The organism is Methylocapsa sp. D3K7 (genome assembly GCF_029855125.1).
Classification (GTDB): Bacteria; Pseudomonadota; Alphaproteobacteria; order Rhizobiales; family Beijerinckiaceae; genus Methylocapsa.
On record NZ_CP123229.1, the window covers coordinates 932,217 to 953,008 of the forward strand.

Consider the following 20,792-nt stretch of genomic DNA (forward strand, 5'->3'; position numbering starts at 1 on the left):
TCCATCGAAACCCCTTCGATCGAAACCCGAGAAATGGTTGACCCGGAGTTCATGCCGAACCAGCCGCAGTGGCTCTTCGATCCGGCGGTGCCAGAAGAAGAGCGCGCGCGCTACACAAACGATATCGTCGCGGCCGTGAAGACGGTGTTCGATCCGGAAATTCCGTGCGACATCTATGAGCTTGGATTGATCTACAAAGTCGACATCGGTGACGATCGCCTGGTCAAGATCGACATGACCTTGACTGCACCCGGGTGCCCGGTTGCGGGCGAACTTGCGCGGTCGGTCGAGACGGCGGTTGGCGCTGTTCCTGGTGTGCTTGGCGTTTCTGTCTCGGTGGTCTTCGAACCGCCATGGGATCAGGGACGCATGTCGGACGAAGCGCGCGTTTCGCTCGATATGTTTTGAAGCAACTCGGGAACACTCCAGATGAGACCGTTACAGTGAGGAACCGCTTAGCCTTTCAGCATGGGATCGATCAATTTTGCCAAAGCGTCCGGATTCATCTCGCCGTTCTGCTTTTTCCCATTGATGAAAAACGTCGGCGTCGCATTGACGCCAAATTTTTCAGCCGCCTGATCATGCACCTTGGCGATCTTATTGTAGAGATCCTGGTTTTTGAGGCACGCCTCGAAACTTGTTTGGCTCATCCCGGTTTGCTTGACGAGATTGGCTAAGGCTTCCACCGGCTTGTCGGTGAACGCCCAGTTTTTTTGTTGCGCAAAGAGAAGTTCGACGATGGCATTTCTCTTGTCGTCACCTGCACAGCGGGCCACCATGAAACCGGCGGCCGCCAATGGGTCAAGCGGGAATTCACGCAAGATAAAGCGCACTTTGCCAGTATCGATATATTTGCTTTTCAATTCGGGAAAGGTCGTTGCGTAAAAAGCCGCGCAATGGCTACACGTCATCGACGCATATTCAACGATTGTGACCGGCGCGCTGCTGGAGCCAAGCGCAATATCGGGTAACGCTTCGGCGGCCATCAGTTCGTTGACAGGTACACCCGCAGCTTCCGCCCTGACAGAAGCTGGTGGATTGCCGATGACAAATAGACCCGCGATCGTCAAAGCCGTTGCGGCGGCCGTTTCGAGCAGGCCACGATGGCCTCTCAGGACTGTCTTGGCAGATTTCGGCGAACGCATGACGTCGGCTCCCTAGGCGGCGGCGCGCAGCTTTGCCTGAATACCTGGTGGTAAGGCAAGACAATTATTGTTTTGGCGGGTGGACATACCGCCGCGCTCGCATGCCTGGGCATATTAACCAAATTCGCCAGCGCGCCAAAGCGCAAATCGCCACGGAACCATTGACAGCTTAACAACCGTCCGGCATCGACTTGCCCCGCAACCGCCGCGTTGACAGAAATTGTATCCGCCCCTAGGTTGCACTTTCCCCCTTGCGCCCGGCTCATGCGCGTCTTTCTATCCTCGGCGGCATGCCTGAGCCAATGATCGAATCTCAAGAGGCAGGACATGAGCAGCGCGATCCACGCTCCCGTTAGCCGGCCGGTTCCGATCCCGATCGGGGAAATTCTCCCATGGGCGGCGTTCGCCGGTATCCTGGCTCTCCTCGCCATCTATTTCATCGGCGCCGAGCAAGGCGCGACTGCGCTGATGTCTGGCCATTATCTGCACGAATTCGTGCACGACGGACGCCACATCATGGCCTTTCCTTGTCACTAGTTTGTGCTCGCAAGATGAATCGCCCGCGATCTTTATCGTCCCGTTTTGCAGTGCGATATCATCCAAAGGAACTGCAACGTTTTTGGATCATGCTCTAATGGTGTGGGCACGTGGTTAGTGGTCTGCTTTTGCGGGGGCTCCTCGCGGGGTTCCTCGCGGGGCTGATTGCGGCGGTCTTTTCGGGCTTTGCCGGCGAGCCTTCCATCGAACGCGCGATTGCCTATGAAAGCGCTGCGGAGCAGGCTGCTGGACTTATCCCCGAGCCGGAAATCGTCAGCCGGAGCACTCAGCGCGGCGCCGGTCTTTTGACCGCGAGCGCCATTTATGGTGCCGCGTTAGGCGGCTTGTTCAGCCTGGTTTTCGCTTTCGCTTACCAGCGAATTGGAGATTTGGACCCGCGCACCCTGTCGGCCTTATTCGCGCTTGCCGGGTTTATCGCACTCGTGCTCGTGCCGGAGCTGAAATACCCGGCCAACCCGCCGGCGATCGGCGAGGCGGCGACGATCGGCGCCCGCACAGCGCTCTATTTCGCCATGCTCGCCATTTCTCTTCTTGCAATGATCCTCGCCGTGACACTCGCCCCTTATCTCACGGCGTGGCTCGGCGCCTGGAATGGCACTCTGCTCGCCGCCGCCGTCTTCGCTGGGTTGGCGGGCCTCGCCGCCCTTGCACTGCCGCCTATCGATGAGGTTCCAAGCGATTTTCCGGCAAATGTCCTATGGAATTTCCGCCTGGCATCAATTGGCGCGCGCGCGCTCCTTTGGGGCACGCTCGGATTGGCGTTTGGCGGCATGACGCAAATTTGGCTGCGCGGCGTAAAGCCGTATTCGGCGTAACCTTTTTCATGGACGAGGTGAAGCCGCATGCGCCGTGACTCCATTGCTTCCGTTGGCCATCATTTTTTCATCGGGCTCAAGCCTTCGCCGGTTCTTGACGCGCAAGACCGCGCGCTTTTGGCTGAACTGCAGCCCGCCGGCGTCATCCTGTTCAAGAGCAATTTCCGGCATGATCTCCCCTACGAAGCGTGGCTCGAAATCCATGCCCGGCTGATCAACGATATTCGCGCCGCAACCGGGCGCCCGCACATGTGGATCGGGATTGACCATGAAGGCGGCCGCGTCTGCCGGACACCGCTGCCGATTACCCGCTTTGACTATGCGGTACACTTAGCGCACCAATCGGCGAAAGTCGGCGCCGCGATGGGACGCGAACTCGCCTCGCTCGGCATCAACCTCGATTTCGCGCCGGTGCTCGATATTCATACGAATCCCGCCAATCCGGTGATCGGCCCACGGGCTTTTGGACCCACTCCTGATGCTGTGATTGCCGCCGCCCTCCCCTTCATCGAGGCTCTGCAAAATGAAAATGTCCTGGCCTGCGGCAAGCATTTTCCGGGGCATGGCGACACCAGCATCGATTCTCATCTGGGTTTGCCCTCTCAGCCGCTGGACCTCAATGCCTTGCGGGCGCGCGAGCTAAAGCCGTTCGCGAGTGCGATCAAAGCTGGGCTTTCGATGATCATGACGTCGCATATTCTCTATCCTGCGGTCGATCCGGTGTCACCAGTCACCCTATCGCGCCGGTTCCTCACCGGAATTCTCCGTGAGGAGCTCGGCTTTGAAGGTGTCGCCATCTCCGACGATATCGGGATGGGCGCGATGAAGGGCGTTTTCGACGACCCGGAGTCCGCGGTGCGTTTGATCTCGGCTGGGAGCGACATGGTGATGGTTTGCGCGCATTTCACTGATTCGAGCCGCGCCAGGGGGTTCGCGGAAGCAATCGTCGCGGCGAGAGACCAGGGACGCTTGGACTCGGACATTTTGGCGCGCTCTAAGGCCCGCGTCGAAAACTTGCTGAGCCGCGCGGCAACCAACGACGTGCACCCGCTGCCCGAAAACACTTTTCGCGCGCATGCCGGGATCGCTAAGCTCTATGAAGCCGAAACCGTCGAGGTGGTTTAGCCGCCCTGCCCTGCCCCGCCAGGGAGCAATCCTTGCGCCACACCTAGTTGACCCCGGCTGCCGAAAACCGGGAATTACGTGCGATCGTCCTTATCTCGCCCCGCCAGAGGGAAGAAAACAAGAGTACTCAGCTCCAAAAAATCGTACCAAATTGTTTGGCGATGTTACACTTGACATACCTACTCCCATAATGTAGTGTTTTGGCCATAGGAGTTTTACTGCCATGGTCAATCCCGTTCTTTCTGCCCCACAGTTCCAAGACGAGGAAGGCGCTTTCGCTTATGTCGAAAGCCGTCTTTGGCCGCATGGTCCGGCTTGCCCGCATTGCGGCAATGCCAATGGGAAACGCATTCGCAAGATGGCTGGCAAAACTACCCGCCGTGGCCTTTACAAATGCTATGAATGCCGCAAGCCATTTACCGTTCGCATGGGGACCATTTTTGAGTCCTCGCATTTGCCCCTGCATCTCTGGTTGCAAGTCATCCATTTGATGTGCGCCAGCAAAAAAGGCATTGCGACCCGCCAAATTCAGCGGATGCTCGTTTGCAGCATGAAAACCGCATGGTTTCTCACTCATAGAATTAGAAAAGCTATGCGTGACGGTTCTCTAGCTCCCATGGGCGGCGTTGGCGGAATTGTCGAGTCCGACGAAACTTTTATCGGGCGCAAAGACGGAACCATTAAGCGCCGTGGTCATGGCCATAAGAATGCTGTCTTATCTCTCGTTGACCGCAAGAGCGGGAAAGTCCGATCATTTTATATCGATGGCACCAGCGCTGCCGATGTTATGCCGATCATCCGCAAGAATGTCGCGAAAGAAACCGCGATGATGACTGATGAAGGCGGCCACTATAGTCGCCTAGGATCTGATTTCCAGAGCCATGAAACTGTGAACCATAAGGCCGATGAATATGTGCGCTATGACGGTGATCGCCTCATCACCACCAACACCGGCGAAAACTATTTCAGCGTCTTTAAAAGGGGCATGAAAGGAGTTTATCAGCATTGCTCTGAAAAACACCTACATCGCTATCTTGCCGAGTTCGATTTTCGCTATTCGACTGCCCAGGAATTGCATGGCTTAAAGGCGAAATTGGATTTTTGGTCTTGGCAACAATTGTCACACGCCCAGGCCAAATCTAACTCGCTCCAAGCTGTCGTCTCTCATCAGCTCGCAGGAGGCGAGGTTCTAACCGATCCTCTTGATACTGATGTTTTACTGTCATTGACAGCTCCAACCGGTGAGAAAATTACATATCGATTACCCAAGGCCGAATCTCGTAAGATTGCAGAAGAAATTTTGTCGTTGCCGAGCGTCAAAACAAATTCGGAGGATCTAAATTGAAATCTAAGAAAGCCTTGGAAGATAAGCCAAAGCTTACAGACGCGGATCGCCATAAGCGATTCATAGATATGGCGCATGAAGTTGGTGCATCTGAAGACCCGAAGGAGTTTGATCGAGCGTTCGAGAAGGTCATTCGGAATCCCCCTTCTCCGAAGGAGGATAGGAAGCCGCATACAAAAGATTGACCCAGCTCACATTCTTGGCGATCACATGCCGGACATAAGGCGGTATTAGCTTTTCGTTTGACATCCGCGCAATTGAAAATGCGCAAAGATCAGCCAGTTGAAGCGCCCTAGCATTGTGTTTTTCTGCAAAATGAACCGTGTCAATGATGCGTTTTAAGGGAGGATGTACGTCATCTTGTTGCTCCTTACTCATCCAATCATCTAAAAGCTCGCCGTTCCGAAGCATCCTAACAACGTGTTTGATGAGCTTCTTAGCAGCCGGCCCGTCCTCGTGAATAACGGTAGCCAGCTCGGAAGGTGCATACTTTGCGAGAAATCCGTCCGCGCGCGTTAAGCAATCCGTCGCGGCGGTCGTATGGATCAGATTGTGCTTGAAATGCTGAGGCTCGTCAGGCGGCATAAACCCAGATCCAAATCCTCCCTTAGAATATTGTCCGCAGACAATAGGCAAATTTATATCGTCTATGATTTGAGCTAGTTCGCATAAAACAGCATGACGTTTTGCTTCCTCAGCCCATTCTGGTTTCTGACGGTGGAAATAACCAGAGCCGTGAAAGATATCTTTTGCGTGGAAATAAAATCCTAGACGATCCTGAGGCGCGACATGCTTTTCAATAAGCGTAGCAATCCTCCGGTCAACTTCCGGCCAATCTGAATCTCCATGAACCAACACGCCAGCGACGCACAGATATGGCGCCCTGAAGTCCGATCCAGCTTCGTCAAGGTAAAGCAACCGCACGAGATTATGCCCCAAAAGTGGAGCGCGCTCATGCGATAACGAAACGGTTAGCACGCTCATGACGCGCCCCGATCATACTTATTGTGGTGGGTATGTAAAGTGTAACTTTTCCAAACGTTTTGGTACGATTGACGCCGGAAACCGGACAACCCGCTGATTTGGCCATGTTGATATCATCGGTGGTTGTGACTAGAACAATGCTCCCGGTCGTGGATTGCCTCTGGCAACGCCGCCGCAATAGCTCAGCTGGTAGAGCACCTCATTCGTAATGAGGGGGTCGGGGGTTCGAATCCCTCTTGCGGCACCAAATCACCGTCCGCCACCGTCCAAAACAGTCCATAACTAATTTAAAAACAATGGCTTAAGCCTTAGTGTCGGTCCAACGGCGTCCTTGGACGTGTGTTGGTATCCGCCTCAATTGTTGGTATATTCGTTGGTACAGTGTCGATTCCAACAAGTCAGATACCAACATGTCTCTCACCGATATGGAAATCCGGACGGCCAAGCCCAGCGCCCGCCTCGTCAAGCTTTCGGACGGTGGCGGGCTGCAACTTTGGATCATGCCGGACGGCGCTAAGCGCTGGCGTCTCGCCTATCGGTTCGCGGGCGGCCAAAAGCTGCTCGCCATCGGCGTTTACCCGGCGATCGGCCTTCGCGAGGCGCGGGAGGGGGCGAAGCGACTTCTGGCCGATGGAACGGACCCATCTCTCGCGAAACAGCTCGCCAAGGCCACGAAGGCGACCGCGTCTTCCAACACGTTCGATGCGATAGCCGCAGAGCTTCTAGACAAGAAAAAGCGCGAATCGAAAGCGGGATCGTACCTTGGGCAAGATTGAATGGCTCCTGAGCCTCGCCCGGCCGACCATCGGTGCGCGCCTAATAGCCGAGATAACCGTGCCGGAAGTTTTAGGCATCCTGCGCGCCGTCGAAGCGCGCGGGCGGCATGAGACGGCGCGCCGGCTCCGTGCGACCATCGGGCAGGTTTTCCGATACGCTGTCGCGACCGGCCGTGCCGAGTCCGATCCAACCGGCGCCCTCAAAGGAGCCCTGATCGCGCCGACCGTCCAGCATCGGGCGGCGATCATCGAGCCCAAGGCGTTTGGCGGGGTTCTGCGCGCCATTGCGACCTATGAGGGCGCGCCGGAAACGCGGGCAGCGCTCGAATTGGCGGCCCTGACGTTTGTGCGCCCCGGTGAGCTTCGCGCGGCGGCATGGGCTGAATTTGATCTCGATGCCGCCGTCTGGTCGATCCCCAGTGAGAAAATGAAGATGAAGCGCCCGCATAGGGTCCCGCTTGCCCCGCGCGCCGCCGCCAGTGTATGCATTTGGCGAGGACCACAGGGTATGACGCTATGGACTTGTCGGAATCAATTTATGCGGCTTTAATTTGCATTTGTGCCGCCTTCCAATTCCATGGCAGCAATTCATCGATCCATTTTGGCGGGATGATCAGGTAATGTCGCGAGGACATAGGCGAGCCAGGCCTGCGGATCGACATCGTTGAGCTTGCAGGTCTCGATCAACGTGTAGGCAGCTGCGGCGCGGCGCCCTCCTGCGTCCGATCCCGCAAATGTCCAATTGACGCGGCCTATGGCGACGCCCCGCACAGCACGTTCGGCCGCATTGTTGCTGAGACAGATGCGCCCGTCGCTGAGGAAGCGCGTGAAGGCAGGCCATCGGGTCAAGCTGTAGTTGATGGCCTTGGCGATCTCACTTTTTGAAGAGACGCGATCGCGCTGTTCGCACAGCCAGGCTTCGAGCGCAAGGACGAGCGGCTTTGATGTCTCACGCCGTAATGCCAGCCGCTGTTCCGGCGACGTGCCGTTGATCGCGCGCTCGGCCTCGAAGAGTTCGTCAATGCGCCGCACGGCTTCACAGGCGATCGGCGCCTTCGTCAGTTTTGCGAGATCGAAAAACTTTCGCCTTCCGTGGCTCCAGCATGCGGCTTCAATGATTGGTGCCGGTTTTCGTCGCGCTTCATAGAGCTCGTTGAACCCGGCGAAAGCGTCGGCCTGCATAATACCGGTCCATCCGGCGAGATGAGCGCGCGGATATTCGCCGGCGCGGCTTCGCGAGTAGTAGAACAGCGCCGCCGGTGGATGTTTGCCGCCGAAGGGCCGGTCATCACGGACATAGGTCCATATCCGGCCGGTGACGGTCTTCAATTTCGCCAACACAGGCATGGTCGTATCATCGACATGGAGACGCTCGGCGGCGAAGACATGGCGCCGGATCGCCGCGAGGATCGGATCAAGGGTCGCGACGCTCGCCCCAACCCAGCCGGCGAGGGTAGAGACGTCGATTTCAACGCCCTCGCGCGCATAAGTCTCACTCTGCCGGTTCAAGGGCTGATGCAATAGGAACTTCGAGGCCAGGATCATGGCGAGGAGGCTCGGCCCGGCGCGCCCCCGCGCGATCGGGTGCGAGGGCGCCGGCGGCTCGGTAATCCCTTCGCAGTCCCGGCAAGAAAACTTTTCGCGCACGTGCTCGACAACTTTCCAACGGCGCGGCTCGCATTCGAGTGATTCGGTTACAGCCTCGCCGAGCTTACGCAGATTTACGCCGCTGCATTTTGCCGCAAGCGCAAGGCGCCGGATAGATGATACGCTCACGTGGAAGATGTTCCGGCAATGGCCGGCGTGCTGGTTTGATCACTGTCCGTTCGCGTGGCTCTCGTTGCTTCTCAGGAGCGGCGACCTCGGCCTTGGTCTCTTCCTTGGCCCGTGCCTCCTCGAGATCGGCGATGGCGAATTCAAGCTGTTCGATGAGTTGTTTGCCGCGCTCCGGGGATTGTCCGAACTTCTCCCGCCGGGCTTTGGCGAGCAGGAGCTTCAGCCGCTCGATCTCAAGCGCCCAAACCTTCGCCTCGCTGCGCGCTTCCGCCAACATCTCGCGCTGGGCGAGGATCATCGCGTGGGCCGAGGCAAGGTCTGTTGGGAGCGAATCGGAAGGCGCCGTCACAATGTGAGCTGAGCATAGTTGCGGCTAGAAATCGCCTCCAAACAGTATGCTTGAGTCAAAGAGCCGCAGCTTATCCAGCCGCCCGTGGACGCCAGGTTTTTTGCGGCATTCGCCAATCAATTCCGTCGATAAGATAAGCCATCTGGGCGGTGCTGATCGTCAGTGCGCCGTCGGATACTGAGGGCCAAATGAAGCGGCCCCGTTCCAGGCGCTTCGTGAACAGACATGACCCTTGCCCATCATGCCAAATGATTTTGATCAGGTCACCACGGCGCCCTCTAAAAATGACTAAATTGCCGCGGATTTTGCGCCGGTGGGGCCTGCATGACAACAGTCGGCGCGGATGGCGCGGCAACATGGACCGGGATCAGATGCGCCGCTGCTCGTTCGTCATGCTCATTCACTCGCGCCTCGCGACGCCAAGCAAAGATCAGGCTCCGAGAGACCCCATGCTTGCGAGCAACCTCCGATACTTTCGCACCAGGCGCAAACGTCTCATCGGTAATCCGCGCCTTCTCACTGTCAGACCAACGCCGCCGGCGTTCAAGGCCATTCAAAATCTCAACCCGCATCGACCCGCGACCTTAAGTACGTACTTAAGGTCGCATCCTTCGCCGATCGCAACGAACAAACAAGGCGGTCTCCACCGGAAGCAGACCCCCGTACCGCATCTCGACTCCTTGCTAGAAAGGGCTTCCCCGTAAGGGGCTGCCGACGACCTATTGCCACGACCAAGCTCGACACGCTGGCCATGACCCTCGTCGACCGCCTGCTCAGTCAACGACGCCGAGGTCCGGGAGCGGGCGAGAGCCTTACAGGTGGAAAATCGTCCTTGCCGACGACCAACTCCGCCGCCTCTAAAAGATGGTCGAGTACGATCTCGACGATCTGCTCGGTGACCGGCTCGCGGCGCTTAAATCCGAACGCGAACGCGCCAAGGCCGCGCTGGAGCGGATCAAAGTCCAATCCGCGCCCCAAATCGCCCTAGAGCCCGACCAGATCGAACGATTCGGATCTTTCACGCGCGAGAGGAACACCGAAGGCGAAACCAGCTTCCGGAATGCCTATCTGCGCTCAATCATCGATGCCATAGAGGATGACGACAAAATCATCCGCATCCATGGCTCAAAGGCGAGCCTCGAACAGGCCGTCATCGCCGGAGAGCAAATCGGCAAGGGTGTTCGCAGTTTTGTTCGGAAGTGGCGCGCCCGGAGAGATTCGAACTCCCGACCCCTAGATTCGTAGTCTAGTGCTCTATCCAGCTGAGCTACGGGCGCTTGGCATTCACCGACACCCACCGCGAATGAGCTGGCAAGCCATTCATGCAATCGTTGTCGAGGAATGCGCGCGAGACTTAACCGCTTGCAGTTGCTCTGGCAATAGGGTGCTTCTCACGTCGGACGGTTTCTCATGCGCCGCATCTTATGAACCGCCCACCGGAACCGCTTGAGGCAGCACAATCCGGAACTTCGCGCCTCGCTCCCCAATATCGGTAACTGCGAGCATGATGTTGCCGCCGTTGCTGCGTACGAGATCGGCCGCGATGACGAGTCCGAGGCCAGACCCCCCGGCGCGGCTGGAACTAAATGGAGTAAAGAGCTGCGCACGCGCGCCGACCGGAACGCCGGGTCCCGTATCGCTGACTTCAATATGGGCCTCTCCGTTGTTCAACCAGCCGTGGACCCGTATTCGTCCCGGCCCATGCCCCTCCACTCTGGCGCCGTCCACCGCCTCAACCCCGTTACGTATGAGATTCATGAGGACACGAAACATCTGCTCCCGGTCGGCGACGATTTCAAAATCCGCAGAGACCGCGTTGACGAATTCGATATCGCCTGGTGCTTCTAATCCGACCATTTCCATGACGTCAGCAACCAGAGCACGCATAGGAAAGCGCGCCGGTTTGGGCGGCTCGTCGACGGCCCGGCCGTAGGTCAGCGTGGCCTGACAAAAACGAATGGCGCGATCAAGAGTCGCAACGAGCTTGGGTGCGAGCCGTTGGACAAGCGGATCGTCGATATTCGCAAGCCGGTCGGAGATGAGCTGTGCCGAGGCCAACATATTCCGCATGTCGTGATTGATCTTCGCGACCGCCAGTCCGAGCGCCGCAAGATGTTTTTTTTCCTTTAGCTCGCTCGCCAAAGAATCTTGCATGATGGCGAGTTCCTCTTCGGCATAGGCAATCTCGTGGTTGCCGCATGAGGGAATGATAATCCGTGATGCATTCTCCGGGTCGGCGCCGAAATCGACGATACTTGTGGTGAGACGCCGTACTGGGCGAAGCACCATGAAATGTATCGCGACCGTGGCGAGGGTCGCGACGACCGCCGACATGATGAGAGTCATGACCAGAAGCCGGAGCGAATAAGCGCGCATGGCCTTCGTCAGCGGCGCCTCCTCCATCGTAATCCCGATCGATTCACCCCCCATTGGCGCCTCACCGAGGACGGTGATGAAGCGCCCTGGCGGTGCCGTCAGGGTTGCGAATGCTCCGGGAGACGCCAAAAAAGCCGGTTCCCGCAAGTCGTAAACCTCGTCCACCTTGCGCGGGAGCTCCGATGCGGCGAGGATTCGCTTAGTGCCATGTTTGCTAAGGACGATGATGCGGGCGCCGACACTGTTCAGCAATTGGCGCGACAATTCGGGGGGCACCATGGTCTGCGGGGCTATATCGAGCACGAGCGCGGCCGTATAGGCGGCGCTCAGGCGAGTCCGCAGCCAATTGTCACGAAAAGTGGAAATCGCTGGCACATAAATCATTGCCGCCGCGGTCATCACGAAGGCCGTGATGAGGACAAGGACCCGGGTCGCCAGTCCAAAGCGGACGGGCCGGCGGCTTTTCCGGGTTGAATCTTCACTGGCCGCAGCGACGCCGCTGCCCGGAGGCATCACGAGATCACTCATGGCAACCCCTGTCCAAACCAACGCAGGACGTCCAGGGCTCTCTGCGATAGCGAACGACTGAGCCTGTTTGCTGGAAATGTCATGCACGCGCGCCGCACCGCGTCACTGAGCGCCGGATAAGGAACCATTATAGAGGCTATATCCCCGGTCGTCATGCCCTTCGATATGGCAAGCGCACAAAGGTTAATCAACTCCTCCGCCCCCCAGCCGGTGATTCCGGCGCCTAGGATGAGCCCCCGGCGGCTAATGATAAATTTGACATGGCCGCAGGGCCGCTGCTCAATTTGGCCCCGATCTGTCTCGGCGAAAGGCCAACGGAGCACATGAATCTGGCGATATGCCTCCCGGGCTTGCGCTTCCGATAGACCCGTGCTGGCTATCGGCGGGGAGGTCAGAATGACGCGGGAGGCCGCCTTTGTCCGGGAGTGGCCGCCTGGCAGACCGAGAATGAAACGTATTACGAGACCAGCATGCTGTTCGGCCGAGCCGTCGTATTGCCCACCCTTTGTGACCGAGCCGATAGCGTGGATACGCCGGTTGCTTGTCGTAAGTCCGGTCCCTGTTTCGATACCGTCCGCCGTGTACCGTACTTTCGCTTCGGCAAGCCCCAGGCCCTCGACGACGGGCGCACGGCCAGCCGCGATCAACAAGTGCGAACCCGTGATCGATTTTTCGTGACCGGCAGCCGCGATGAAGACGCGAACGCCATTGCCGCGCGGCTCAATTCGGGACACTTTTATCCCTTCATGAAGAACGATGCCGTCACGGGCGAACCGGGCTCGAACCGGCGCTGCAAGTTCTTCATCTTGCTGTGAAAATGCCTTGGTAGCTGAAAGTATGAATACATCGCTTCCGAACCTACGCATGGCTTGCGCGAGGGCCAGCCCATCGGGATCGGCGCCGATGACAATCAGCTGCTCGGGCGGATGATCGAGAGCACAGAGTGAGGCGTAGTCGAGCGGCCGCACAAGATCGAGCCCTGGAATGGGCACGCTTTTCCCAACGGCACCTGTCGCGACAATGAAACGCCGCGCCTTGATTTTGTTGCCATTCGCCTCGCAGGTGTCGGGGCTCGTGAAGCGCCCCGCCGCGCGAATCACCTGCACATTCATGGCTTCAAGTCGCGTTTGCGTGTAATTTGGCGCGATCGCCTTCGCCGCCAAAGCTAGATGCGCGCGCGCCTGGCTGAAATCGGCTGCTGGCCAAAGTGGCGTCACATCCGCGCCAGTTTCCGCCGCGGCCGCACGGCTCGCAACTATCAGCGCAGTGCGGGGAATGCTGTGCGTCAGCCTGGCACCCCCTAACGCATTTTTTTCAATGAGCACCACGTAGAGGCCAAAGGCCGCCGCCTCGAGCGCAAGCGAGACTCCCGAGGCGCCGCCGCCAACGACACAGATATCGGGCGCAAGCACAGCGCTCATTTGGAAGCACCCTTCTCATTTTTCCAGCCACTGTACGAAGCCTGCCTCGTTACAGCCACTTCGCGATTGGAATTCGCGGTGGGGTTGGACGGCAAACCATCGACGCGCAATCGGCGGGGCCAGTGCTTATATGCGACGATTTGCAGCATTTTGATGCCTGGCCAAGGTCTCCACCCGGGAGAAAAAACTGGACCGTCACCGCGACCATTGGCGGGTGCAAGCGCGGTCCCGATCATGCTATGCCAGAATGTCAGCCTGTTTGTGGTGCCACCTGAGGAAAACGCATGCTCATTGCTATGATTGGTTCCGGTTATGTAGGGCTCGTGTCGGGAGCGTGTCTCGCGGATTTCGGTCACACGGTTGTTTGCATCGATACCGACGCGCAAAAAATCGAGGCCTTGAAAGCCGGAAAAATGCCGATCTTTGAACCCGGCTTGCAAGAACTTGTCGGCAACAATGTGCGGCAACACAGACTTTCCTTTTCGACCGATCTTGCCAGCGCGGTCGCTTCGTCCCAAGCGGTTTTCATCGCGGTCGGCACACCGTCGCGGCGCGGCGACGGCCATGCCGATCTTTCTTTCGTTTACCAGGCGGCGCGGACGATTGCCGCCGGCCTTGAGGGGTTTACCGTGGTCGTGACAAAATCGACCGTTCCCGTGGGGACCGGCGACGAGGTCGAACGAATCATCCGCGAAACCCGGCCGGACGCCGAGTTTGCGGTTGTATCCAACCCGGAATTTCTCCGCGAAGGCGCCGCTATCGATGATTTCAAGCGGCCGGACCGCATCGTCATTGGCGTTGAGGACCCACGCGCCGAAATGGTCATGCGGGAAATCTACCGGCCGCTCTATTTGAACCAGGCGCCCTTCCTTTTTACGAGCCGCCGGACCTCGGAACTGACAAAATACGCCGCAAACGCTTTTCTTGCGACAAAAATAACGTTCATCAATGAAATCGCTGACCTTTGTGAGCAGACCGGCGCCAATGTGCAAGATGTGGCGCGCGGGATCGGCCTCGACAAGCGCATTGGTTCGAAGTTCTTGCATGCGGGTCCAGGTTACGGTGGCTCCTGCTTTCCCAAGGATACCCATGCGCTCATCAAGACGGCTCAGGATTATGGCACACCGGTCCGTATCGTCGAGGAGGTTGCCGCTGTCAACGATCAGCGAAAGCGCGCCATGGCCCGCAAAGTACTGGCTGCCTGCGGCGGGACGGTGCGCGGCAAGACGATCGCTATCCTGGGACTCACCTTCAAGCCGAACACGGACGACATGCGGGATTCTCCCGCGATTTCAATTATCACCGCGCTTCAGGACAATGGAGCGCGGATTCATGCCTTTGATCCCGAAGGCATGGATCAGGCACGCCTCGTGCTCGACGACCTCACCTTTTTTTATGATCCCTATTCCTGCTGCGAAAAAGCCGATGCGCTGGTCATCGTAACCGAGTGGGATGCCTTCCGTGCGCTTGATCTCGATCGCGTCAAGGCGGCTCTCGCGGCGCCGGTCATGGTCGATCTCCGCAATATTTACGATCCAGAAGACATGGCAAGGCGCGGCTTTGTCTATTCCGGGGTCGGCAGAAAAGCCTCCAAGGGCGCAAATCCGGACTCATAAGCCGAGTCCGCCCAAGCCTGGATAGGCGCTCAGATATGCTCCGGGCGGTCCACAGGAATTTGCGGTCCTCCCGTGCCTCCCCCGTGCGGTCGGCAGGTCTTTGATGCTTGGCTCCCGGCCGGCGGCGCATCACACCATCACCGTCGAATTCCCATTGCTCATTGCCATAGAACTGCTCAACACCTATTGACAACGTTTAATTCTATGGACTTTGTAGATATAAGCGGAGGTATTTCCCCATCACCCAATTAAACTAATAGAACCGGATTACGGTAATGAGACCGCAGGTGTCTTTGATATGGCAATCCTATTCCGCAAACAGAGAAAGCATCGCGGCACCGCAGGGACGGCGTTTCGCGTTGAGGGTACGCAATTTGAGCCTCCGGTCATATTTGGCGGGAGTGGGGATTTTGTGCGTGAGCTTATTTTGCGCCGCCATCCCACTGCCAGCAATAAGCGAGGAGGTTAAGCTCATCAATGTTTCCTACGACCCCACGAGAGAACTCTATTCGGATATCAATAATTTGTTCGCGGAGCGCTACAAAGCCCGCACCGGGGTAAGCGTAAGCTTCGAGCAGTCGCACGGGGGATCAAGCAAACAAGCTCGTTCGGTGATCGACGGGTTGCAAGCTGATGTCGTTACTTTGGCACTTGCCTTGGATATTAACGCAATCGAGCGCGCCGGCCTGATCAAACCGGGCTGGCAGGAAAAGCTGCCTTACAATTCCTCTCCTTACACGTCGACGTTCGGCTTTCTCGTGCGTAAAGGGAACCCAAAAAATATCAAGGATTGGAAGGATTTGACCCGCCCTGACGTACAAGTGGTCGTGCCTAATCCCAAGACGGGCGGTGGTGCGCGGTGGGCATTCCTGGCACTCTGGGGCGCGACGGCCAATGCGAAGACCCATGATCTCTCAACGGCGGCTGGGCTGCGGGAATCCCAGGCGGCGGCGCGAACAACGAGGGATTTCCCGGCCTATAAGAACGACGACGCCCGCGCGGTAATCGAGACATTCTACACGCACAACGTGCCTGTTCTCGATAGCGGGGCGCGGGGCTCGACTGTCACCTTCGCACAAAAGTAGATTGGCGATGTCCTGTTGAATTGGGAAAACGAGCTCTGGCTGGCGCTTAACGAGTTTGGCAATGACAAATTCGAAATCGTTTATCCGTCGAGCAGCATTCTGTGCGAGCCGCCTGTAGCCGTAGTTGACGCTGTGGTTGACAAAAAAAACTCTCGCGATGCCGCCGGAGGCTTATTTAAAATTTCTCTACACACCGGAAGCACAGGAGATCGTGGCGCAGTTGCATTACAGGCCACGCGATATCAAGGCTTTGAAGAAATATAGCCCGGACTTGCCAGCGATACCTCTGTTCACCATCGACGAGACTTTTGGGGGCTGGGCAAAGGCACAGGAAGCCTTCTTTGCTGATGGCGCTCTGTTTGATCAGATTTATAAACCAAGCAAATAGCTGGACTCGCGAAGGCCCCGCGCCCTGCCCATGGTCGCTGGCAGACCTCCCAGTTTAGCATCGCTGACGCGCCGCGAAATCTGCTCTTGCCCCGCTCCGGCTATTGACAATCCCTTTTTCTATAGAGTTAGTTATATATCTCGGCGCAATCGTCCGCGCCGGAAGGGGAATCAAAAAGCAGGATAGGATGCACTCATGATATTGAGGTCAATTCAAATACCAAACTTGGCAGCCGCGATTGCACTGGCCGTCCGGGCAATGCATACCCGGCAATCCGTCAAGTCCTTGAGCGTTGAAGGTCGCGGGTCAATTCGCGGCGGATTGTTGATTTCCTGCTTGGGTCTATTGGTTGCCGCTGCTCCGCTGCCCGCGATGGGCGAAGAGGTGAAGATCCTTAACGTTTCTTATGACCCGACGCGGGAGCTTTATTCAGATATCAATAGTTTGTTCGCCGAGCGCTACAAAACCCGCACCGGCGTGAGTGTCACCTTCGAACAGTCGCATGGCGGATCGAGCAAGCAGGCGCGTTCGGTCATCGATGGGCTGAAGGCAGATGTTGTCACGTTGGCTCTCGGCTGGGATATCACCGCGATCGAGCGCGCCGGTCTGATCAAGCCCGGCTGGCAGGAGAAATTGCCTTATAATTCTGCGCCTTACACCTCGACTATCGGCTTTCTCGTGCGCAAGGGAAACCCAAAAAACATCAAGGATTGGAAGGATTTGACGCGTTCGGACGTGCAGGCGATCGTCGCCAATCCCAAAACAAGCGGGGCAGCGCGCTGGGCGTTCCTCGCGCTCTGGGGTGTGACAGCTCATGCGAAGACACATGATTTTTCCACACTCACGGGGCTGAAGGAATCCCAGGCGGCGGCGCGAACGGCAAAGGATTTTCCCATCTATAAGAATGCCGAGGCCCGCGCCGTCATCGAAACATTTTATAACAAGCATGTTCCCGTGCTCGACACCGGGGCGCGCGGCGCAACCGTTACCTTCGCCCAGAAACAACTTGGCGACGTGCTGATAAACTGGGAGAATGAGCTTTGGCTTGCCCAAGAAGAATTCGGCAAAGACAAATTCGATATTGTCTACCCATCGAGCAGCATCCTAGCCGAACCGCCCGTCGCCGTTGTCGATGAAGTCGTGGACAAGAAGGGCACAAGGGACATCGCAGAAGCCTATTTGAAATTTCTCTACACATCCGAGGCGCAAGACGCGGTAGGACAGCTGCATTACCGGCCGCGCGACGTCGAGGCCTTGAAGAAATACAGCAAGGATTTGCCACCGATTCCGCTCTTCACCATTGATGAGTCCTTTGGCGGCTGGACGAATGCGCATGAAGCATTTTTTGCCGAGGGTGCTTTGTTCGATCAATTATATAAGCCGGCCACCAAATGACAGGAAACGCGACGGCGGAACGCCTTACCCCAGGATTGCCCCCGGGCCAGAAGGTTCGCTCGTCGCGGCCTCCGTCGCGGCTCATTCCTGGGCTGCCGCTGACTCTCGGCTATACCCTGTTTTATTTGTCGGTTCTGGTTCTGATTCCGCTCGCCGGCTTGATTTACAAGACGGCGGAGCTGAGCTGGAGCGAATTCTGGCAAACCGTCACCGATCCGATTGTTGCCGCGTCTTTCCAGCTCACCTTCACCGCGTCGGCGATCGCCGCGATCGTCAATGGCATCTTCGGTTTGATCATCGCTTGGGTGCTTGTGCGCGAGCCATTCCCAGGCCGGCGGTTTTTCGACGCGCTAATCGACTTTCCATTTGCCCTGCCGACCGCCGTCGCGGGTCTGACCTTCAGCCAGCTTTATCTGGCGGATGGTTGGATCGGGGGATTTGGCCGCCACGTCGCGGGCGTTATCAACTGGCTGGTGGGTCTCGCCGGATTTGGGCCGGTTTTGGCGCAAGATGCATTGTCATGGCTGAACTTTCCTTATTCGACAACGAACACAGGTATCGTCATCGTCCTCATATTCGTCGGCTTGCCATTCGTGGTGCGGACGGTGCAGCCGGTTCTGCGCGATTGGGACCCAGAATATGAACATGCGGCGTTGAGTCTGGGAGCCAATCGATGGACGATTTTGCGGCGCGTGATCTTCCCTGAGATCTTTCCAGCCTGGCTCAGCGGATTGGCCTTGGCCTTCGCGCGCGCGCTCGGCGAATATGGTTCGGTCATCTTCATCGCTGGAAACATCCCGGGCAAGTCGCAGATCGCGCCTTTGCAAATCGTCACGAAGCTGGATGATTTTCGCTACGCTCAAGCGACCGCGATAGGCGTTGTTTTGCTTTTCTTTTCGCTTCTCATACTGCTCGCGATCAATGGCGTCCAATGGTGGGCGCGCCGCCACGAAAATAGCACCGCAACGTAGACTGCGCGAACATCATCGCACCGGTGCGTACTCGAAATAAGGACTGGTTCATGGCAGGAGCACCGGCAAAAAATCTCGTCATAACGGCCTCCGGGAAGCCGGCTCCGCCAACCGAGCCGCGCGTCCGCCGGATCATCGTCGGGATAACAATCGCCTTTCTCACGCTCTTCATCGTGCTGCCCGTGGTGAACGTATTCGCCCAGGCCTTTTCAAAAGGTATTAACGCTTATGTGAGCGTCTTTCATGTGGAGAGCCCGCCCGAGGGCGCGCAGTTAAGCCCCACGGAGCGCCGCAAGCTCGCGACAGCGCGCAGCCAGGCCGAAAAGACCTGGAGTTCGATCAGGCTCACGGTCGCTATCGCGGCGGTCGTTGTTCCGCTCAACATCGTCTTCGGGCTGGCGGCCGCTTGGTCCGTGACAAAGTTCCGTTTCAAGGGGCGCGCCCTTTTGGTCTCATTGATCGACCTGCCTTTCTCGGTGTCGCCGGTCATCGCGGGCCTGATTTTCGTTCTGCTGCTTGGCCGGAGCGGCGTGCTGGGCGCTTGGGCTCCCAATTTGACATGGCCAGACATTTTCTCACTGCACTGGCGTGGCTTTACGCAAGATTGGTGGCCATTCGAGTTCACCAAGAGCTACACGGGGATCATCTTCACGCCATTCGCGATTGCCTTGGCGTCGATCTTCGTCACTTTTCCGTTCGTCGCGCGCTCGTTGATCCCGCTCATGGAAACCCAGGGGTCCGACGAAGAGGTGGCGGCGCTCTCGCTCGGCGCCTCGGGCTGGCGCACCTTCCGGAAAGTCACCTTGCCTAATGTGAAATGGGCGTTACTTTACGGCGTGATCCTGTGCACGGCGCGGACATTCGGCGAATTCGGCGCGGTTTCCGTGGTTTCCGGACACATCGATTCCAATGACACGATGCCGCTGCGCATCGAGAAACTCTGGAACGAATACAACAATCAGGCAGCGTTCAGTGTTGCGTCATTGCTTGCTTTGCTGGCGGTGGTCACCTTGGTTGTCCAGGCGATCGTTGAGCGCCAAACCAACACAAAAACCCGGCAGGCCGAAGGAGTAGCAAAGCCATGAGCATCGAAGTGAGCGCGATTACCAAGACCTACAATCAATTCAAGGCGCTCGATAACGTCAGCCTCAAGGTTGGAACTGGCGAACTTGTCTCGCTGCTCGGGCCAAGCGGCTGTGGTAAGACGACACTGCTGCGGGTGATCGCCGGCATGGAATCAGCCGACCCCGGAAGCGGTCCTGTCCTGTTCGACGGCCGCGATGTTTCCAGCGAAGAGGTCGGCAAACGCCGCATCGGCTTTGTCTTCCAGCACTATGCGCTGTTCAAGCACCTAAGCGTGTTTGAAAATGTCGGGTTTGGCCTTCGCGCGAAGCCCTGGCGCATCCGGCCAAAGGAAGCGGAAATCCATGCCAAGGTTGATGAACTTTTGCACCTTGTTCAGCTGCAGAACTTCGTCAATCGCTACCCAGCCCAGCTCTCCGGCGGGCAGCGGCAGCGCGTGGCGCTTGCCCGGGCGCTTGCGGTCGAACCGAGCGTCCTTTTGCTCGACGAACCTTTTGGTGCTCTCGACGCGACGGTCCGCCGCGAACTACGCCGCTGGCTCCGCAAACTACATAGCAAGATCCATGTTACGACCATCCTTGTCACCCACGACCAGGAGGAAGCACTTGAGGTGTCGGATAGGGTTGCTGTCATGAATCAAGGGAGAATCGAGCAGTTCGCTTCACCAGAGACGATTTATGACAGTCCGGCCAATCCGTTCGTCTTTAAGTTCTTGGGCAGTTATAATCTCTTCCACGCACGCAAGCCCAATGGCAATGGTGCTGCGGTGGTAAACCCAACGGACGACGCCAACGGCGTGACGTTTGTGCGGCCTCATGACATCGAAATCAGACGTGAGAATTCTGACGGTGCTGGCATCGCCGCAAGGATCAGCCATATCGCCTTTGCCGGCTCATTGGTGAATGTCGAACTGGCGCGAATGGATGATCACGCCGTGATTGACGCCGCTCTGCCCGCGCATGCCTACAAGGACTTAGGCCTAAAGCCCGAGGACAAGGTTTTCATAAGGCTGCACAATACGAGGTCGTTCGAAGATGATTATTCGATCTGAAAACT

General features: G+C 57.5%; 18 protein-coding genes, 2 tRNA genes and 2 pseudogenes. 14 read left to right on the forward strand and 8 right to left on the reverse strand.

The window, feature by feature from the left end; genetic code table 11:
• The first annotated feature begins 33 nt into the window (after positions 1–33).
• Positions 34–408 (forward strand): iron-sulfur cluster assembly protein, encoded by a 375-nt coding sequence (locus tag QEV83_RS04255; RefSeq protein WP_280130963.1) that lies wholly within the window; start codon positions 34–36, stop codon positions 406–408.
• Between the two features lie 47 nt (positions 409–455).
• Here QEV83_RS04255 and QEV83_RS04260 read toward each other — a convergent pair whose 3' ends face one another.
• The gene (locus QEV83_RS04260) at positions 456–1,145 is read right to left on the reverse strand and encodes a DsbA family protein (protein WP_280130013.1); all 690 of its coding nucleotides are present in this window, start codon (positions 1,143–1,145) and stop codon (positions 456–458) included.
• Positions 1,146–1,472: 327 nt separating this feature from the next.
• On the opposite strand from QEV83_RS04260, the gene QEV83_RS04265 reads away from it, so the two are divergent.
• From QEV83_RS04265 to QEV83_RS04280, 4 genes are all read left to right on the forward strand, one after another.
• On the forward strand, positions 1,473–1,682 hold the full coding sequence (locus QEV83_RS04265) for a CbtB-domain containing protein (RefSeq protein WP_280130014.1): 210 nt from the start codon (positions 1,473–1,475) through the stop codon (positions 1,680–1,682).
• A 110-nt stretch (positions 1,683–1,792) separates the two neighbouring features.
• Positions 1,793–2,518 (forward strand): CbtA family protein, encoded by a 726-nt coding sequence (locus tag QEV83_RS04270; RefSeq protein ID WP_280130015.1) that lies wholly within the window; start codon positions 1,793–1,795, stop codon positions 2,516–2,518.
• 27 nt (positions 2,519–2,545) lie between these two features.
• On the forward strand, positions 2,546–3,643 hold the full coding sequence (locus QEV83_RS04275) for a glycoside hydrolase family 3 protein (protein ID WP_280130016.1): 1,098 nt from the start codon (positions 2,546–2,548) through the stop codon (positions 3,641–3,643).
• A gap of 223 nt (positions 3,644–3,866) precedes the next feature.
• Entirely contained in the window at positions 3,867–4,988 is a 1,122-nt protein-coding gene (locus tag QEV83_RS04280) for an IS1595 family transposase (RefSeq protein ID WP_280130017.1), read from the forward strand.
• A gap of 129 nt (positions 4,989–5,117) precedes the next feature.
• On the opposite strand, the gene QEV83_RS04285 is transcribed toward QEV83_RS04280, so the two are convergent.
• Entirely contained in the window at positions 5,118–5,972 is an 855-nt protein-coding gene (locus tag QEV83_RS04285) for a DUF3800 domain-containing protein (RefSeq protein WP_280130018.1), read from the reverse strand.
• Between the two features lie 171 nt (positions 5,973–6,143).
• Between QEV83_RS04285 and QEV83_RS04290 the strand changes: the two genes are divergently transcribed.
• From QEV83_RS04290 to QEV83_RS04300, 3 genes are all read left to right on the forward strand, one after another.
• Positions 6,144–6,219 (forward strand) — tRNA-Thr (locus QEV83_RS04290).
• A 163-nt stretch (positions 6,220–6,382) separates the two neighbouring features.
• Complete coding sequence (locus QEV83_RS04295; protein ID WP_280130019.1) at positions 6,383–6,748, forward strand: Arm DNA-binding domain-containing protein; 366 nt, start codon at positions 6,383–6,385, stop codon at positions 6,746–6,748.
• Positions 6,735–7,298, forward strand: a complete 564-nt coding sequence (locus tag QEV83_RS04300) for a tyrosine-type recombinase/integrase (RefSeq protein ID WP_280130020.1) — start codon at positions 6,735–6,737, stop codon at positions 7,296–7,298. The genes QEV83_RS04295 and QEV83_RS04300 overlap by 14 nt, the downstream gene beginning before the upstream one ends.
• Here QEV83_RS04300 and QEV83_RS04305 read toward each other — a convergent pair.
• The 6 genes and pseudogenes from QEV83_RS04305 to QEV83_RS04330 all read right to left on the reverse strand — a co-directional run bounded on the left by QEV83_RS04305 (position 7,285) and on the right by QEV83_RS04330 (position 13,198).
• Positions 7,285–8,873 (reverse strand): annotated as a pseudogene (locus QEV83_RS04305) (IS66 family transposase). The gene QEV83_RS04300 and the pseudogene QEV83_RS04305 sit on opposite strands and share 14 nt — an antisense overlap.
• Positions 8,874–8,943: 70 nt before the next feature.
• Positions 8,944–9,231 (reverse strand): IS66 family insertion sequence element accessory protein TnpB, encoded by a 288-nt coding sequence (tnpB, locus tag QEV83_RS04310; protein ID WP_280130021.1) that lies wholly within the window; start codon positions 9,229–9,231, stop codon positions 8,944–8,946.
• Positions 9,232–9,650: 419 nt separating this feature from the next.
• A complete protein-coding gene (locus tag QEV83_RS04315) occupies positions 9,651–9,839 on the reverse strand; it encodes a hypothetical protein (RefSeq protein ID WP_280130022.1) in 189 nt (62 codons plus the stop codon).
• 234 nt (positions 9,840–10,073) lie between these two features.
• A tRNA-Arg gene (locus QEV83_RS04320) sits at positions 10,074–10,150 on the reverse strand.
• A 145-nt stretch (positions 10,151–10,295) separates the two neighbouring features.
• Positions 10,296–11,777 (reverse strand): HAMP domain-containing sensor histidine kinase, encoded by a 1,482-nt coding sequence (locus QEV83_RS04325; RefSeq protein WP_280130023.1) that lies wholly within the window; start codon positions 11,775–11,777, stop codon positions 10,296–10,298.
• Positions 11,774–13,198 carry an NAD(P)/FAD-dependent oxidoreductase gene (locus QEV83_RS04330; RefSeq protein WP_280130024.1) on the reverse strand — a complete coding sequence of 475 codons (1,425 nt, stop codon included), beginning with the start codon at positions 13,196–13,198 and terminating at the stop codon, positions 11,774–11,776. The genes QEV83_RS04325 and QEV83_RS04330 overlap by 4 nt, the downstream gene beginning before the upstream one ends.
• Positions 13,199–13,482: 284 nt before the next feature.
• Between QEV83_RS04330 and QEV83_RS04335 the strand changes: the two genes are divergently transcribed.
• From QEV83_RS04335 to QEV83_RS04360, 6 genes and pseudogenes are all read left to right on the forward strand, one after another.
• Positions 13,483–14,814 (forward strand): UDP-glucose/GDP-mannose dehydrogenase family protein, encoded by a 1,332-nt coding sequence (locus tag QEV83_RS04335; protein ID WP_280130025.1) that lies wholly within the window; start codon positions 13,483–13,485, stop codon positions 14,812–14,814.
• A gap of 410 nt (positions 14,815–15,224) precedes the next feature.
• A pseudogene (locus tag QEV83_RS04340) lies at positions 15,225–16,287 on the forward strand (sulfate ABC transporter substrate-binding protein).
• 372 nt (positions 16,288–16,659) lie between these two features.
• Positions 16,660–17,682: a sulfate ABC transporter substrate-binding protein gene (locus tag QEV83_RS04345; protein WP_280130964.1), complete on the forward strand. Its 1,023-nt coding sequence runs from the start codon at positions 16,660–16,662 to the stop codon at positions 17,680–17,682.
• The gene (locus QEV83_RS04350) at positions 17,679–18,653 is read left to right on the forward strand and encodes an ABC transporter permease subunit (protein ID WP_280130026.1); all 975 of its coding nucleotides are present in this window, start codon (positions 17,679–17,681) and stop codon (positions 18,651–18,653) included. Before QEV83_RS04345 ends, QEV83_RS04350 begins: the two co-directional genes overlap by 4 nt.
• A gap of 50 nt (positions 18,654–18,703) precedes the next feature.
• Complete coding sequence (locus QEV83_RS04355) at positions 18,704–19,738, forward strand: ABC transporter permease subunit (RefSeq protein WP_280130027.1); 1,035 nt, start codon at positions 18,704–18,706, stop codon at positions 19,736–19,738.
• Positions 19,735–20,787: a sulfate ABC transporter ATP-binding protein gene (locus QEV83_RS04360; RefSeq protein ID WP_280130028.1), complete on the forward strand. Its 1,053-nt coding sequence runs from the start codon at positions 19,735–19,737 to the stop codon at positions 20,785–20,787. The genes QEV83_RS04355 and QEV83_RS04360 overlap by 4 nt, the downstream gene beginning before the upstream one ends.
• Positions 20,788–20,792: the final 5 nt, after the last annotated feature.